The sequence below is a fragment of the Amycolatopsis sp. NPDC004772 genome, assembly GCF_053601215.1.
The window spans coordinates 1-14,139 of sequence record NZ_JBSGBK010000015.1; the positions used below are offsets into that span (position 1 = coordinate 1).

The window sequence follows — 14,139 nt, forward strand, 5'->3', positions numbered from 1 at the left end:
ACGCGGCACCGGCCGGCTACAGCGGCTTTCCGAGCGGGCAGCGGGTCGAGCTGAACGCGAAGTACTCGTCGCTGCACCGCGGCGGGCCGTGGGTGGTGCCGTCCCAGCTGGTGGTGCGCAACAAGTACGGCTCGACGAAGCTGGACTTCACCGAGGCCCAGGTCCAGTCGCCGGTGGTGTACCTCGAGCTGGACGCCAAGTGGGGTTCGGTCGAGATCATCATCCCGGAGCACGCGGCGGTGGACCTCAACGCGATCGGCGACGTCAAGTTCGGTTCGATGGAGGACAAGACGCGCAGCAACGGCCGCATGGGCAACCCGCGCTACGTGCTGAGCGGCCGCGTCCACGGCGGTTCCCTGGTCGTCCGCCACCCGCGGCGCGGCATCTTCGGCTAGCCGGGGCCCCTCTGCCCCCGGCGTCAAGGAGGCCTCCCCACCCAGGCATCGGGTGGGGAGGCCTTCGTTTCTGTTCAGGCGGTCCGCAGGTTCCGCGCGACGAACCAGACGAGGGAAGCGAAGGCCACGGCGGCCAGCCCGGCGACGACGTGCAGCCCGGCGGCGAAGCCGTGCGCGCGGACGACGGCGTTGCCGAGGGTGCCGACGGTCGCGATGCCGATGGCGTAGCCGAACTCGTTGACGGTCTGCGCCAGCGACGCGGCGGCCCCGGCCTTCCGCTCCGGAACCGAGCCGACGACGAGGTCGGTGCCGAGGGCGACCATCGGCCCGACCCCCAGCGACGTCACGGCGAACCCGAGCGCGGGCCACCCCGGCCCGGCCGCGGGATCGGCGAGAGCGAGGATCGCCATGCCGCCCGCGGCGAGGGCAACGCCACCGGCGATGAGGACGTGCGTCTTGATCCGCCGAGCGAGGTGCGGCGCGGAGAGGAAGCTGACGGTGGAGGCGGCCATCCCGGGCAGCAGCCCGAGCGCGGCCCCGACCGGCGAGAGGTGCTGCGCGACCTGCAGGAACTGTGCGGTGAAGAGCATGGTCGTGCCGCCGAGCATGCTGAACAGGAGCATCCCGCCGAGCGTGGTCCGGAAGGCCTTCGCGGCGAAGAGGCTGAAGTCGACGAGCGGGTCCTTCAAGGCGCGTTGCCGCTTGTAGAAGACGTACCCGACGGCCAGCCCGGCGAGCAGGGCGGCGGCCGGAACGGGGTGGAAGCCATCGCGGGCGAGCTCCTTGACGCCGTAGACGGCGGGCAGGATGGCGGCGAGCGAGAGGAAGACGCTGGGGAGATCGAGCCGGCCGGCCTGCGCGTCGCGGTATTCGGGCAGCAGCTTCGGGCCGATGACGAGGAGAAGGACCATGGCGGGGACGCCGAGCAGGAAGACCGAGCCCCACCAGAAGTGCTCGAGCAGGAGCCCGCCGACCATCGGCCCGATGATGGCGCCGACGGTGAAGCAGCCGGCCCAGATCCCGATGGCCTGAGCGCGCTGCTGCGGGTTCTTGAAGAGGGTCCCGATCAGGGAGAGGGTCGAGGGGGCAAGGGTGGCCCCGGAGATCCCGAGCACGGCCCGAGCGGCGATGAGCATCCCGGCACTGGGCGCAAAGGCGGCCCCGACGGAGGCCAGCCCGAAGGCGGCGGCCCCGACGAGCAGCAGCTTCCGCCGCCCGATCCGGTCGCCGAGCGTCCCCATGGTGACCATGAACCCGGCGACCATGAAGCCGTAGGTGTCCATGATCCAGAGTTGCTGCGTCCCATCGGCGTGCAGCGCGGTGGCGATCTTCGGAAGGGCGAGGACGAGGACGAAGACGTCGAGCGAGACGAGCAGGGTGGGCAGAGCCAGCACGGCCAGCCCGATCCACTCCCGCCGCCCGGCCCTTGCGGGTTGGGCTTCGTTCGCTTGGGCTTCGTTCGCTTGGGCCCGGCTCCTTCGGGCCCCGCTCGTTCGGGCCTCGCCGGTTTCGGCCTCGCCGGCTTCGGCCGGGGCGGCGATGGTGGCGGTCATGGTGAGGTCCTCTCGACTCGGGGTGCTTCGCTTCTCACCTCTTCGTCGAGCGGGCGCGGGCGGGATCGACAACTCGCTGGGGATTTCGCGCGGGGGGTTATGGGCTTCGTGGGCCGTGAGGCGTGGTTGCCCACACCCCTCGATCAATGTGGACAACCACGCTGATCAAGGTTCGCACAGGCCAGCACTGTCGGTGATGACCGATAGACTGAAAGTGGGGGGCGCCCCCGCGGGCGGGGATGATTCGCGCTCGGGCGAAACGAGCAGGCCGGGTCGCGGACCGGATCAGCGACGGAGCCGGGCAGCAGCCGGGCGGGATGGCAGCTCGGACCGCGGCGGGCGAGTTGGCCGGTCGGCAAACCGGGCGAGTCGGCAGGCCAGGCAGGCCAGGCATTGAGCCAGCTCTTCGCCGCGATGCGCGAACTGCAGCTGCAGGCCGGTGAGCCGAGCATCCGGGAAATCGCCGAACCGGACCGGCGGCGGGGCGGCAGGCCGGGCTGGTCGGCAGGGCCGGGTGAGTCGGCCGTGCGAGCCAGGCGGCGGGATCCGGGGCCGTAAGGCGAGCCGAGCCGGCGGCGGACCGGGCTGGTCGGGGCGCGTTCGGGCGAGGCGGTGGAGCTGGCTGTTCTGGTGGTCGAGATCAGGGCCCCAGGGCGGAGAGCGGCCGGGTGAGCCCCAAGAGAGGCGACCTGGGGCGACCAACCGCCCGGCCGACCCTGGCCGCGGCGCGGGCGGCCAGGTCGGCGTCGGGTATCAGGGCCGCGCCGCCGCGCGGGCGGATGTCGGGTCTGACGTTGCCAGCGTTGCCTCCGCCAAGGCTTCGCACTCTGCGAGCGTTGCCGCCGCCAAGCTTGCTCCGACCGCTCGGATCGCCGGGGCGTTCATCGACAAGCTCGTCAGACCCAAGCCTGCCAGGACCAGGGCGAGCCTCGGGTCGGCCGCCGCTTCGCCGCAGACGCCGGCCGGTTTTCCTGTTTGCTTTGCCGCGTCGCCGATCAGCTTCAGGAGGCGCAACAGTCCCGGCTGCCACGGGTCGTTCAGCTTGGCCACCGCGCCCAGCTGGCGGTCCGCCGCGAATGTGTACTGAGCCAGGTCGTTCGTTCCCACCGAGACGAAGTCCACCGCTTCGAGGATTTCGCGGGCGCTCAGCGCCGCCGCCGGGATCTCGATCATCACGCCCGCGCGGGCGATGCCTGCTGCGCGTACGCGCTCTGCGAACCAGGCCGCTTCCTCGACCGTGGCCACCATCGGGGCCATCACCGAGACCTCGGCGCCCGAGTCCTCCGCCGCGCCGGCGATCGCTTCGAGCTGGCGGTCCAGCACCTCCGGGCGGTCGAACGCCACGCGCAAGCCCCGCACGCCCAGCGCCGGGTTCGGCTCGGCCTCCGGGGACAGGAACGCCAGGGGCTTGTCGGCGCCCGCGTCCAGGGTCCGCACGATCACCGGCTTGCCGCGGAACGGCGACAGCACCGCCGTGTACGCCGCGCGCTGGTCGGCCACCGATGGCTCGTCCGCCGCGTCCAGGTAGCAGAACTCGGTGCGGAACAGGCCCACCCCCTCGGCGCCCGCGTCCGCCGCGGCCTGGGCGTCGGCCGGGGAGCCGACGTTGCCGTAGACCTTTACGCGGTGGCCGTCGGCCGTCGCTCCCGTGCCGTTCCACTCGGCGAGCTGGGCCACCGTGGCCGTGACGACCGGGGCCGACGGGTCGGCGACCTCGACGATGCCCGTGTCACCGTCGACCACAAGCGCTTGCGCGTCCAGGGTCAGCAGCCCGCGCACCGCCACGACGGCCGGGATGCCGAGCGCCCGCGCCAGGATCGCGGTGTGGCTGGTGGGGCCGCCTTCTTCGGTGACCAGGGCGAGCACCTTCGCCGGGTCGAGGCCGGCGGTGTCGGCCGGGGCCAGGTCGCGGGCGACCAGCACGCTCGGCGACGCCAGCTCGGGCACCCCGGGCGGGGCGATGCCGAGCAGCTCGGCGATCAGCCTGTCCCGGACATCGCGGACGTCGCGAACGCGCTCGGCCATGTACCCGCCGACCGCGGCCAGCGCTTCGGCGAAGCCTTCGGCGGCCTGGTAGACGGCGCGTGCGGCGGGCAGTCCCTGCGTCTTGACCAGCGTTTCGGCCTGGGCCGCCAGCGCCGGGTCGGCCGCCATCGCCGCAGTGGTGATGAGGATCGTCGCCGCCTCGCCCGTGGCGGTCTCGGCCTGCTTCTCCAGCCGGCCGGCGACGGTCGCGGCCGCGGGGGCGATCCGGGCGGCCTCGGCGGCCGGATCGGCCGGGGCGGGGGTGGCCGCGGGCTCGCCGAGCGGCTCCGCGACCCGGACGACGGGACCGCTGGCGCGGCCAGGGCTGACGGCGACCCCGGAGAGGGGTCCCGCGGAGGCGGCAGCAGGCTCGGGCACGGCGGCGGCAACTTCAGGCATGGTCTAGACCATAGCTCAGGTAGGCCTGGATATCTCGTGGTGGCGGGCACAAACCGCGCTGCCGTACCTGCTCGAGCACCGGCCGGACCTCCTCGTGCCACCAGGAGTCGGCCAATTCGCCGCGGCTGCGGACGGGCCGTCCGGCCAGCATACGACGGAATCCCCAGGCCTCGGCCGAGTCGGCGAGCCGGAACCAGTCGGCCGGGTCGTCGAGCCAGAGTCCGAGCCGGACGTCGTCGGGCAGCGGGACGCGCTCGAGGAACATCCGCTCGGCGGTCTTCGACGGCAGGTCGGCGAGCGTCAGGCAGCGCAACGCGCAGGCGACCGTGCTGATCCAGCGGACCCGCGCGCGGATGGTCCGGGCGCCGCGGGCGCGGGCGATGCCGACGCGATGGTGGCCGTCCTCGACGAAGAACATCTCGGAGAGCCGCACGAGCCGCACCGGCGGGAGGTCCGCCGACGTCCGCGTCAGGTGTTCCCAGCGGTCGCGCAGCGCGCGGTTGCGCGGCCGGAACTCGCGGTCGAAGTCCCCGGCGCGGGCGACCGTGCCGACGACGCCCTCCAGCGGCACGTCGTAGACGCCTTCGTCGAGCTCGGTCTGCTTGCCGAGCGCCTTGAGGGTTTCGTCGAGCGGCATGATCGCGAGCCGGTCGGGACGGCGTGCGTCCGCGATCGCCCGCAGCTGAGCCGCGTAGCCGCGCCACCAGGCCGAGCCGAACGAGTCGCCCATGAGACGTGCAACCCGGGCCTCCGGGTGATCATTCCCCCAGGTCGGCGGCGGTCGGGTAGGACGGCTGAGCCCCGGGCCGCGTCACGCTGAACGCCGCGACGCGGACCGCACGCTTCGCCGCCGAGACCAGGTCGGCGCCATCGGCGAGCGACGCGGCGAGCGCCCCCGCGAAGGCGTCCCCGGCGCCGGTGGTGTCCACGGCTTCGACCTTCGGCGACTCGACCTGGCTCACCGAACCGGCTTCGACGACCACGGCGCCGGCCGCGCCCAGCGTGACGACGGCCGCCCGCGGGCCGAGGTCGAGCAGCTGCCGGAAGTCCGCGCCGGGCCCGGTGAGCCACGCGGCCTCGTGCTCGTTGACCAGCAGGACGTCGAGCTTGGCCAGCGTCTCCGGAGAAAGCTTCGCCGCCGGTGACAGGTTCAGCAGCACCCGCACGCCGCGTTCGGCAGCCCGCGCGACGGCGTGCTCGACGGTCGGGAGCGGCACCTCCAGCGAGGCGACCATGACTTCGACCCCGTCGAAGACGGCGTCGACGTCGGCCGGCTCCAGGCTGGAGTTGGCGCCGGGGGACACCAGGATCGCGTTCTCGCCGTCCGGGGTGACGGTGATGTAGGCGATGCCGGTCGGCCGCTCGCTGGTGCGCACGAGACCGGTGTCGACGCCGGCGGCGCGGAGCGAATCGAGCAGCAGCCGGCCGTAGGGATCGTCGCCGACGGCGCCGAGCAGGGCGACGTCCGCGCCGAGCCGGCCCGCCGCGACCGCCGTGTTGGCCCCCTTGCCACCCGGGGACAGGACGGTGTCCCCGCCCAGCACGGTCTCGCCACCCGCCGGCCGCCGATCCACGGCGACGACGAGGTCGGCGTTGGCGGATCCCACAACGAGTACGTCGGAGTTCATACCGCACTGTCCCACGAAAGCCGTCCGACCAGGTCGGGAAGGGTGCACCAGGGGAAAGTGAAGGTTTTTGTAACTTATCCGGCGTTGAGTGCGACAATCATGCGAGCAGCGGATGCCCGTCACCTGATCGGGGGATGCTCGTCCCCCGGACGTCACTTGGCGGACCGGTCCCGCTCTCCAGGTGCGTCATCACGCGAGACGTGATGACGGTGCTCCAGCCGGCGCGAGCCGGACAGGGCATCAGGTCGCCGGCGCCGATCACGTAGCCCCCCGAGTGATCGGCGTCGGCGGCGCCCCGCCCCCTTTCGCGATGACGCTCTTGGCCGCGCCCGGGGAGACTTTCGCTGCCAGCTGCCGCTCCTCGCCGCGGCGGAGGATCGCGTGCACCGAGACGTAGTGGCGTGTGGCCTTCTTCGCCGAGGGCTCGGCGATCAACCGGGCGAGTTCGGCGCGTCGCACCCTGATCGGTTCGCCTTCCTCGGGCTGCCAGGTGATCGCGTCGGCGGCCAGGACGAATTCGCCGGGTTGACCCCGGTAGCGCGTCAGGTGGAGCAGCACCCAGATCGCCACGGCGACCGGCAGCGGGATGCCGGGCGGGATGTCGAAGAAGGCCGGCGCCACGAAGTCGGCGATGACGGCCAGCCAAGCTACCCACAGGACGAGCAACCGGCCGCCGGAAGCCTGCTCGGCGCGGACGACCGTCCGCACTTGGTCCGCACTCCACCGCCTGACCAGCAGCTTCACCGGGTTCGGCACGCCGAAGCCGCCGCGCCGGACGTTCTTGGACGTCCACCGGACGAGGCCGGGGCGGTACCGCTCGATCGCCGCCGAGGCCTTTTCGGCCTCCTCCGGGGCCATCGCCGAGGACAGGATGAAGCCGTCTTCGGACTTGTGGCGGCAGTCGGGATTCAGGTTCTCGATCGCCTCCTCGTCCACCAGCGAAACGGCGAGCGCGACCCGGCCGCCGGGCTGCCCGCCGCGGAAGTCGAAGCGGCGGACGTCGTCCCAGGGGAGGACCAGCGTCGTCTTGTCTTCGAGCGGCTGCCGGAAGCCGTCCGGGCCGAATTCGACCCGCGCCGTCACCAATGCACCGTGGCGGCGGAGGTACCGCCGCAGGATCGGCCTGGCGCAGAAGCACAGCAACGCCAGCGCGCCGAGCACGGGCGAGACCAGGTGCATGACCGGATCTCCGCTCCGCACCCAGGCCAGGGCTCCGGCCGCGGCAGCGAGCACGACGCCGAAGAACGCCATGCACCCGACGGCCGCCCTCAGTTCGGACGGCGTGTTGTGGATCGGCAGCCGGACCTGGACCGCGGCCGTCTCCGGCTCGCCGGGAGTCGTCGGGACCACGGCGCTAGATCGACCCGGAGATCCGCTGGCCACCCTGCTGCCGGAAGACCGGTTCGGGTTTCTTTTCGTTGTAGTGGTTCTCGCGGTACTCCTTGTCGGCTTCGTCGTAGGCACCCGCGGTCTTCTTGCCCGCTTCCTTCCCGGCTTCTTCGCCGAGCGCCTTGGGCAGTTCCTCGAGCCCGTCCTTGAAGACGCCCGGCGCCGCGCGGGCCGCGTCCTGCAGTGCGGCGAGCAGCTTCCGGCCGACCGTCCGGAACAACCCGCTGAGGTGGTTGAACTGGCTGATGCCCTTCTGGAAGGCCCGCATGAGCTTCTTCAGCCACTCCGACATCCGCGAGCCGCATTGGGCGATTTCGGCCGTGCCTTCGCCGGCCAGGCCCGCCGGCGCCGCGGGGCCTGGGTACCGCATGAGGATGCTGATCAGCTTGCCGATGCACTCGGTGAGCAGGTCGCGGAGCACGCTGCGCACGACGTTGAGGATGCTCTTGCAGACGTCGATCAGGACGGAGACGGCCTTCGCGCCGCCCGCCACCCCGGAGTACATATCGCCGAGCTCGGCGACGAACGCGCGGTACGCGTCTGCGCCTTGCCCCTGCCACTCCGCGCTGTCCGCCTTCACGGTCTCCAGGAGGTCTTTGGCGATGGCGTCGATCTCGTCGCTGATGCCACTCCACGTCTCCTGCATGACGTCGAGCTGTTCCTGGTTCCCGGTGACCCAGTCGAGTGGGGCGCGCAGGAATTCGACGTGCTCGATCAGCCAGCCGAGCCCCATGCTCGCCAGGCCGGCGATCGGGTCACGGAGGAAATCCATCACCCCCATGGCACCGAAGCCGAGGTTGAGCAGGCCTTCGGTCCAGTCGTCGTCGGCCGCCTTCGTCGCCGCGTCCCAAAAATCCTGCGCCATCCCGGCGCCTTCGAGCGCCGACGACCCTTCTTCGACCTTCTTCTCGGCTTCGGTCACCAACGCGTTCTCAGTCAAGGTGGATGCCTTCCAAACTCGCCTTGACGTCTTCCTCGCGCCAGTCGACGTGCTGGGACCAGGTGCGCACGCGATCGATCTGCTCCTGAGCCACGTTCTTCGCGTGGCCGATGGAGTCGCTGCCCAGGGTCTGGGCGACGCCGCACAGCGCGCCGAGGCCGCAGGCCTGGCCGATGAGGCCGAACGCCATCGGGTCGACGACCTGGGCCGCCGCGTCCAGCGTCTTCGCGAACCGGTCGACGAACGGTTCGAGCTTCTTGGCGTGGGACAGCAGCTGCTCCGGCTTGATCCGGATGTCGGTCACGGTCTTCCCTCCCTCGTCGTCCTGGTCAGCGCAGGTAGTCGCCGTCGCTGAAGTAGTCGTCGTCGGCGCCGGCCTCGGGCGCGGGACGCGGCGGCGCCGGTTTCGGCCTCGGCGCCGGCGGTTCCTCGGCGATGAAGCGCGCCCCTTCGTTCGCGGGCGCCGCGTAGCCACCGTCCACGAAGCCCTGCGGCTCCGGCTCCGGGAATTCGTGGTGGAGCTGCCGGACCAGCTCGTCCATGGTCTCGGTGCCCGCGATCGACGGCATCCCGGCCTGCACGGCGCCCGCCAGCTTGCTCTGCGCGCGCCGGACGGTGCGCAGGATTTCGTCGGCGAGGCTCGCCTTCTCCCGCACCGCGTGCCCGATCTCCAGGCCGACCAGGTTGCCGAGGTGGTTGACCTCGACCGCGATCTGGCCGTCCTGGCTGCGCTCGGCCACCGAGACGGCCGCCATTTCGGCTTGCATGCGGTCGCCTCGCTGTTTGGCCTCGGCGATCTTGGCGTCGAAGCTCGCCAGCAGCTGCTCAGGATTCGACACGCGAACCTCCCCTGTTCACGTCAGTAGCCGTACGAGCACCGAGTGTGGCACACCGGTCCGACAGTTTCGGAGGGTTCCGGTTTTCCCCACCCGTCTTTGCGCGCAGTGGCACGTGCGAGCACCTGACCCGGTCGATTCTCCACACCGTCGGTAACCGCTGGGGTATCGTGCGTGACGCAAGAGGGGAGATCGAACGCGAGGGGAGCGCGGTTCGGTGGGGTTGTTCGGCGACATGCTCGACGCTGCCAAGCACGTCGGGTCGGAGATCGCGCACGCCGTCCAGTCGGGCGGTGAGCGGCTCGGCAACGTCTTGACGGGTGCGGGTGTCGGCCTGCTGGCGGGTGGGCTGCCCGGCGCGGTCGCGGGCGCCTACGTCGGCTCGCAGACCGGCACCGGGGCGGCGAACCCGCAGGCCTCCGGGCTCTCGCCCGCTCAGCTGGTCCAGGCGGTGATGAACGGTCCCGGCACCGAGTCGCTGCAGAAGGTGCACCAGGCGGGCGTCGACCAGTCGGCTTACCAGCGCCGGCTGGAGCAGGGCACGCGCGAGCTGACTTCCGGTCTCGAATCCGCGTGGACGGGCGGGGCGTCGGACGCGGCCCGGGAGCGGCTCCGGCCGTTGACGGCGTCGGCGACCTCGGCGTCCACGACGCTGGACCGCAACTCGACGCTGGCCCAGGCGCAGATCGACCAGTTCCACCGGATGAAGAACTCGCTGCACCCGGACGTCACCGACCAGCCGCCGACGCGCAGCGCCTGGGACGTCGCGACGCCGTGGGACACCGACACCGAAGACAAGATCAACCAGTACAACCGGAAGGCGCAGGAGAACGTCGAGCGGTACACCGCGTATTCGCAGCAGTCCAGCTCGAACACCGCGGCCCGGACGATCGACTACGGCCAGCTCCGCGAGTACACCGGCGGCGACTTCACGGTGCAGGACCCGGTCGAGCCGCCGCCTCGCAAGCGGACGCGGACCGGTGGTGGCGACGACGACCGGGCGATCGGCGGGCAGGTTCAGCCGCCGCCCGCGGTCCACCCGCCGGTCGCGCCACCGCCTCCGGGGCGGGTCACGCCGCCGGGGCAGGTCGTTCCACCGGGACAGGTGCTGCCGCCGGGGTCGCACACGCCCGGCGTGGACGACAGTGTTCGCGCGCAGGGTTACGTGCCGCCGTCGGCGACGCAGTACCCGCCGGGTTACCAGCCACCGACGCCGGGATTCGGCCCCGGTTCCGGTCCCGGTGGTGGGTTCGGTCCCGGTTTCGGCCCTGGCGGTTTCGGGCCGGGCTCGTCGTCGGGCGCGAGCGGCGGCACCGGCGCGGGTGTCCGTGGTCCGGGCGCTTCGACCGGATCCGGCGTCCCGGGTGAAGGACGTCCCGGCGCGGCGGGCGGCGTCCGCGGCGGCGCGGCGGGCAAGCCGGGCGCGCCGGGGATGGGCGGCATGGGCCCCGGCGCCAAGGGCGGCAAGGGTGAGGAGGACGCGGAGCACCAGCGCGCGTCGTACCTGGTGGAGGCGGATCCGGAGAGCATCTTCGGCGGCTCCGACGAGCGGACGGTGCCCCCGGTGATCGGGCTGTGATCTTCCTGCCCGAGAGGGCTCTGCTGACGGCGTGGGAGTGGGAACGGCACGGCCGGCCGCCGGCGGTCCTCGGCGCCGACAACCTCTGGCTCGGCGACGAGACCCGCAAGCGGCTCGACGAGCAGGTCCTCGACGTCCTGACCTCGCTCCGGCTCGCGGCCGGCGGCACGCTGACGCGGGAGTTCCGGGACGTCCTGCGCGTCCTGGCGAAGGGCGTCCACCAGTTCACGGCGTGGCTGGGCGACGTCGAAGCGGATGAATCGGGCACGGTGCTCGTGTCTGCATCGGGGCCGGACGCGCTGCGGCTGATCCGGAAGGACGAGACGGTCCGGATCGACGTCGTGGAGCCGTCGCGGCTCGCGGAGTCGCTGGTGGACGTGCTGCCCCCGGTGCCGCCGGCGCGGATTTCGGCGGTGTCGATCCCGGAGGCGCGGTTCTCGGGCCGCGCGGTGGAGGAGTCGTACGACCTCGACGACCCGACCGCCGACCGCGGGCACGACCCGTTGCCGTGGGCACGCCGGCTGATGGCGGCACGGCGCACGGGGGTGCACCAGTGCTACGCCGTGAACCGCGGCGCTCGCAGCGCACCGATCACCGCGGTGGACGTGGCCGGCACGGGCCGGGTGCTGACGTACGTGTACCCGGGGCGCGAGCGGATGGTCAGTTTTCAGCCGGGGACCCGGGATGCGCTGGCCGAGGTGCTGTACGCGACCCTGAACGGGTTAGGGGGAGGACGATGACGGGCTCGATCTTCAGCGGGATCGGTTTCTGGGCGACGGATCTGCCGAGTGCCGGGCCGGCCGGTGGACAGGGGTTCGCGATGAGCTCGGCCGAGATGCGCGCGATGCTCGAAAAGGCCAAGACTCAACGTGACGCGCTCTCCGAACAGTTGCGATCGGCGCGCTATTTGATGATGGCGACACCACCGGCGGAAGAACCGGTCAGCCAAGCGGCGGTGAACGGGCCCAACGGGATCAACGAAGCGGGCGCCTACTACGAGGGCCACCTGCACTACCAGTTCAACTACCTCACGGAGCTGATCCAGAGGTTGCAGCAAGCCCTCGGCATCACCGAAGCCGCGGATCAGCAAGCAGCAGACTCGACCAAGACCATCAAGGGGTCGCTCGAATGAGCCGTCACGTTCTCCTGACCGCCACCGCAGTCGTCGTGGGTGCGGCTTTGCTGACGTCGTGCACGGGAAAGAGCCCGACGAACGGCACGGCGAGCCCCGCACCGACCAGCAACGGCTCCACCGGCAGCGCGGGGCTGCCGAACAGCGGGGCACCGAAGGTCGACAACCCGCTCCCGGCGGCCGTGCTGGACGGCAACCCCTGCGACTCGGCGCTGACGGCCGAACAACTCAAGGGCTACCTCGGGCAATCGAAAGCCCCGAAAGCGAGCGACACCGAACTGGGCCCCACCTGCGACTGGTCCAGCGCCTCGGGTTCGTCCGCCGGGATCCTGGTCGGCTACGACACCAAGTCCGGGCAAGGACTCAGCCTTCCCTACAAGAACGTGAAGCCGAAGGCCGAACGCTGGGTGGACGACCTGGAGCCGATCCAGGGGCATCCGGCGATCGGTTACGTGGACGCCGGAACGACCGACAACCGGGCCTGTGTGATCGTCGTCGGTGTCGCGGACGACCTCACCTACTCGGTCTCGCTCAGCATCGGCGACTCGGCGGTCCAGGCCGGAAAAGACGCCTGCCAGCTCGGGCGGGGCGTGGCCGACACCGTGCTGACCAACCTCAAGGCGCGCGCCTGAGCTGCACCTTTTCGTTACGTCGGAGATCGCGTTAATGCAAAATCTGTCGTACTAAGCACCTAGACTGTTCGGATGAGCCACCCCACTCGGAGGGGTCGCGCGCGTGCGGCTACCGAACAGGACATCCGGCGGACCGCCCGGAAACTGCTCGTCGAGCAGGGGCCGGAGGCGGTCACGCTGCGCGCCATCGCGCGGGAGCTGGGGATCACCGCGCCCGCGCTCTACCGGTACTACGAGTCGCGGGACGATCTGGTCGAGAACCTGCGGCTGGACGTCTGCGCCGACCTGGCCGACGATCTCGCCGAGGAGATCGCCGAGCTGCCGGACGACGGGGTGCTGCAGCTGTTCGCCATCTGCAAGGGCTTCCGGCGGTGGGCGCTCACCCACACGAAGGAATTCACGCTCGTCTTCGCGTCGCCGACCGGGGGGATCGGGTCGACGTCGGGGAGTGCGCTGAGCCGGGTCGACGAGCCGTTCGGGCGGATCTTCCTGGCCGCCGCCGGGCGGGTGCTGGCGCGGCACGACATCGTGCTGCCGTCGGCCAGCGGGGTGCCCGATGAGCTGCGGGACGACCTGAAGACCTTCCAGGAGTCGCTGGTCACCGTGCTCGTCGAGTCCGATCAGGGGGTGCCCGTCGAAAAGATCGACCTCGGCGTGACGTACCTGATGATCCAGTTCTGGGCCCGGCTCTACGGGCACGTCACGCTCGAGGTCTTCGGCAACTACCCGATCCCGATGTCCAAACCGGACGTCCTGTTCGAATCGATGCTCGCCGACCTGGCGCGGGAGATCGGGCTCTACTCCGGTTAGGCCGCGTGGCCGCCGTCCACCGACAGCACCGCCGCCGTCACGTACTCGGCGCCGGGTGAAGCCAGGTAGGACACCGCCGAAGCCACCTCCGACGGCTTCCCGTAGCGGTCGAACGCCGTCAGCGCGCGCTGGTCCGCCGCGTACGGGCCGTCGGCCGGGTTCATGTCCGTGTCCGTCGGGCCCGGGTGGACCAGGTTGACCGTGATGCCGCGCGGGCCGAGCTCGCGGGCCAGCGCCTTGGTCAGGCCGACCATCGCCGCCTTGCTCGTCGCGTACAGCGCCATGCCCGGGCCCGGTACGCGGTCCGTGACGCAGCTGCCGATCGTGATCACGCGGCCGCCGTCGGCCAGGACGCCGGCCGCGGCCTGGGTGGCCGCGAACACGCCACGGACGTTCACCGCCAGCACCCGGTCGACGTCTTCGAGCGCGGTTTCCGTGAAGGCGCCGACGAAGCCGACGCCCGCGTTGTTCACCAGGACGTCGAGCCGGCCGAACTCGGCCACCGCAGCGGAAACGGCGGCCGAAACCGCGGCCGCGTCCGCCGAATCCGCCTGGATCGCCAGCGCGCGGCGGCCAAGGTTCTTGATTTGCTCGACCACCTCGGCCGCCCGCGCGCCGTTGTGCTGGTACGTCAGCGCGACGTCCGCACCGTCCTCGGCGAGCCGCAGTGCCGTGGCCGCTCCGATGCCGCGGCTGCCGCCCGTCACCAGCGCCACCTTGCCGTCGAGGGTCATCCCCGGTTCTCCTTTGCTCGAGCCGTTTTCGTTGACAGCTCAATCAAATCGAGAACCGGAGACGATCACCGGCGGCTTTCCGACAGC

At 71.4% G+C, this 14,139-nt stretch carries 14 protein-coding genes and 1 pseudogene; 6 read left to right on the forward strand and 9 right to left on the reverse strand.

The genetic code is table 11. The features are described from left to right. Positions 1 to 395: pseudogene (locus ACWEF6_RS12285) on the forward strand (hypothetical protein); the annotation flags it as partial. Positions 396 to 469: 74 nt separating this feature from the next. Here ACWEF6_RS12285 and ACWEF6_RS12290 read toward each other — a convergent pair. The 8 genes from ACWEF6_RS12290 to ACWEF6_RS12325 form a co-directional block, all read right to left on the reverse strand. Continuing rightward, entirely contained in the window at positions 470 to 1,948 is a 1,479-nt protein-coding gene (locus ACWEF6_RS12290; protein ID WP_449682983.1) for an MFS transporter, read from the reverse strand. 753 nt (positions 1,949 to 2,701) lie between these two features. Continuing rightward, positions 2,702 to 4,372, reverse strand: a complete 1,671-nt coding sequence (gene ptsP / locus ACWEF6_RS12295; RefSeq protein ID WP_449682984.1) for a phosphoenolpyruvate--protein phosphotransferase — start codon at positions 4,370 to 4,372, stop codon at positions 2,702 to 2,704. Next, positions 4,365 to 5,102, reverse strand: a complete 738-nt coding sequence (locus tag ACWEF6_RS12300; protein WP_449682985.1) for a hypothetical protein — start codon at positions 5,100 to 5,102, stop codon at positions 4,365 to 4,367. Before ACWEF6_RS12300 ends, ptsP begins: the two co-directional genes overlap by 8 nt. 28 nt (positions 5,103 to 5,130) lie before the next feature. Next, the gene (locus ACWEF6_RS12305) at positions 5,131 to 6,000 is read right to left on the reverse strand and encodes a ribokinase (protein ID WP_449682986.1); all 870 of its coding nucleotides are present in this window, start codon (positions 5,998 to 6,000) and stop codon (positions 5,131 to 5,133) included. 258 nt (positions 6,001 to 6,258) lie between these two features. Further along, on the reverse strand, positions 6,259 to 7,350 hold the full coding sequence (locus tag ACWEF6_RS12310) for a hypothetical protein (protein ID WP_449682987.1): 1,092 nt from the start codon (positions 7,348 to 7,350) through the stop codon (positions 6,259 to 6,261). Between the two features lie 4 nt (positions 7,351 to 7,354). After that, positions 7,355 to 8,311: a WXG100 family type VII secretion target gene (locus ACWEF6_RS12315; RefSeq protein WP_449682988.1), complete on the reverse strand. Its 957-nt coding sequence runs from the start codon at positions 8,309 to 8,311 to the stop codon at positions 7,355 to 7,357. A gap of 10 nt (positions 8,312 to 8,321) precedes the next feature. Continuing rightward, positions 8,322 to 8,633 (reverse strand): hypothetical protein, encoded by a 312-nt coding sequence (locus ACWEF6_RS12320; RefSeq protein ID WP_449682989.1) that lies wholly within the window; start codon positions 8,631 to 8,633, stop codon positions 8,322 to 8,324. Between the two features lie 25 nt (positions 8,634 to 8,658). Beyond that, positions 8,659 to 9,168 (reverse strand): YbaB/EbfC family nucleoid-associated protein, encoded by a 510-nt coding sequence (locus ACWEF6_RS12325; RefSeq protein ID WP_449682990.1) that lies wholly within the window; start codon positions 9,166 to 9,168, stop codon positions 8,659 to 8,661. 214 nt (positions 9,169 to 9,382) lie between these two features. On the opposite strand from ACWEF6_RS12325, the gene ACWEF6_RS12330 reads away from it, so the two are divergent. The 5 genes from ACWEF6_RS12330 (at position 9,383) to ACWEF6_RS12350 (ending at position 13,318) form a co-directional block, all read left to right on the forward strand. Next, positions 9,383 to 10,744 (forward strand): hypothetical protein, encoded by a 1,362-nt coding sequence (locus ACWEF6_RS12330; protein WP_449682991.1) that lies wholly within the window; start codon positions 9,383 to 9,385, stop codon positions 10,742 to 10,744. Continuing rightward, positions 10,741 to 11,484, forward strand: coding sequence for an ESX secretion-associated protein EspG (locus ACWEF6_RS12335; protein WP_449682992.1), 744 nt, complete (start codon positions 10,741 to 10,743; stop codon positions 11,482 to 11,484). Before ACWEF6_RS12330 ends, ACWEF6_RS12335 begins: the two co-directional genes overlap by 4 nt. Continuing rightward, positions 11,481 to 11,876 carry a hypothetical protein gene (locus tag ACWEF6_RS12340; protein ID WP_449682993.1) on the forward strand — a complete coding sequence of 132 codons (396 nt, stop codon included), beginning with the start codon at positions 11,481 to 11,483 and terminating at the stop codon, positions 11,874 to 11,876. The genes ACWEF6_RS12335 and ACWEF6_RS12340 overlap by 4 nt, the downstream gene beginning before the upstream one ends. Then, entirely contained in the window at positions 11,873 to 12,508 is a 636-nt protein-coding gene (locus ACWEF6_RS12345; protein WP_449682994.1) for a DUF3558 domain-containing protein, read from the forward strand. Before ACWEF6_RS12340 ends, ACWEF6_RS12345 begins: the two co-directional genes overlap by 4 nt. A 72-nt stretch (positions 12,509 to 12,580) precedes the next feature. Beyond that, positions 12,581 to 13,318, forward strand: coding sequence for a TetR/AcrR family transcriptional regulator (locus tag ACWEF6_RS12350; RefSeq protein WP_449682995.1), 738 nt, complete (start codon positions 12,581 to 12,583; stop codon positions 13,316 to 13,318). On the opposite strand, the gene ACWEF6_RS12355 is transcribed toward ACWEF6_RS12350, so the two are convergent. After that, entirely contained in the window at positions 13,315 to 14,052 is a 738-nt protein-coding gene (locus ACWEF6_RS12355) for a 3-oxoacyl-ACP reductase family protein (protein ID WP_449682996.1), read from the reverse strand. The genes ACWEF6_RS12350 and ACWEF6_RS12355 overlap by 4 nt on opposite strands. Between the last annotated feature and the right edge of the window lie 87 nt (positions 14,053 to 14,139).

Coding starts and splice junctions, on each gene's coding strand:
- ACWEF6_RS12345 (WP_449682994.1), top strand. CDS start 11,873: ATGAGCCGTCACGTTCTCCTGACCGCCACCGCAGTCGTCGTGGGTGCG.
- ACWEF6_RS12340 (WP_449682993.1), top strand. CDS start 11,481: ATGACGGGCTCGATCTTCAGCGGGATCGGTTTCTGGGCGACGGATCTG.
- ACWEF6_RS12355 (WP_449682996.1), bottom strand. CDS start 14,052: ATGACCCTCGACGGCAAGGTGGCGCTGGTGACGGGCGGCAGCCGCGGC.
- ACWEF6_RS12300 (WP_449682985.1), bottom strand. CDS start 5,102: ATGGGCGACTCGTTCGGCTCGGCCTGGTGGCGCGGCTACGCGGCTCAG.
- ptsP (WP_449682984.1), bottom strand. CDS start 4,372: ATGCCTGAAGTTGCCGCCGCCGTGCCCGAGCCTGCTGCCGCCTCCGCG.
- ACWEF6_RS12305 (WP_449682986.1), bottom strand. CDS start 6,000: ATGAACTCCGACGTACTCGTTGTGGGATCCGCCAACGCCGACCTCGTC.
- ACWEF6_RS12350 (WP_449682995.1), top strand. CDS start 12,581: ATGAGCCACCCCACTCGGAGGGGTCGCGCGCGTGCGGCTACCGAACAG.
- ACWEF6_RS12290 (WP_449682983.1), bottom strand. CDS start 1,948: ATGACCGCCACCATCGCCGCCCCGGCCGAAGCCGGCGAGGCCGAAACC.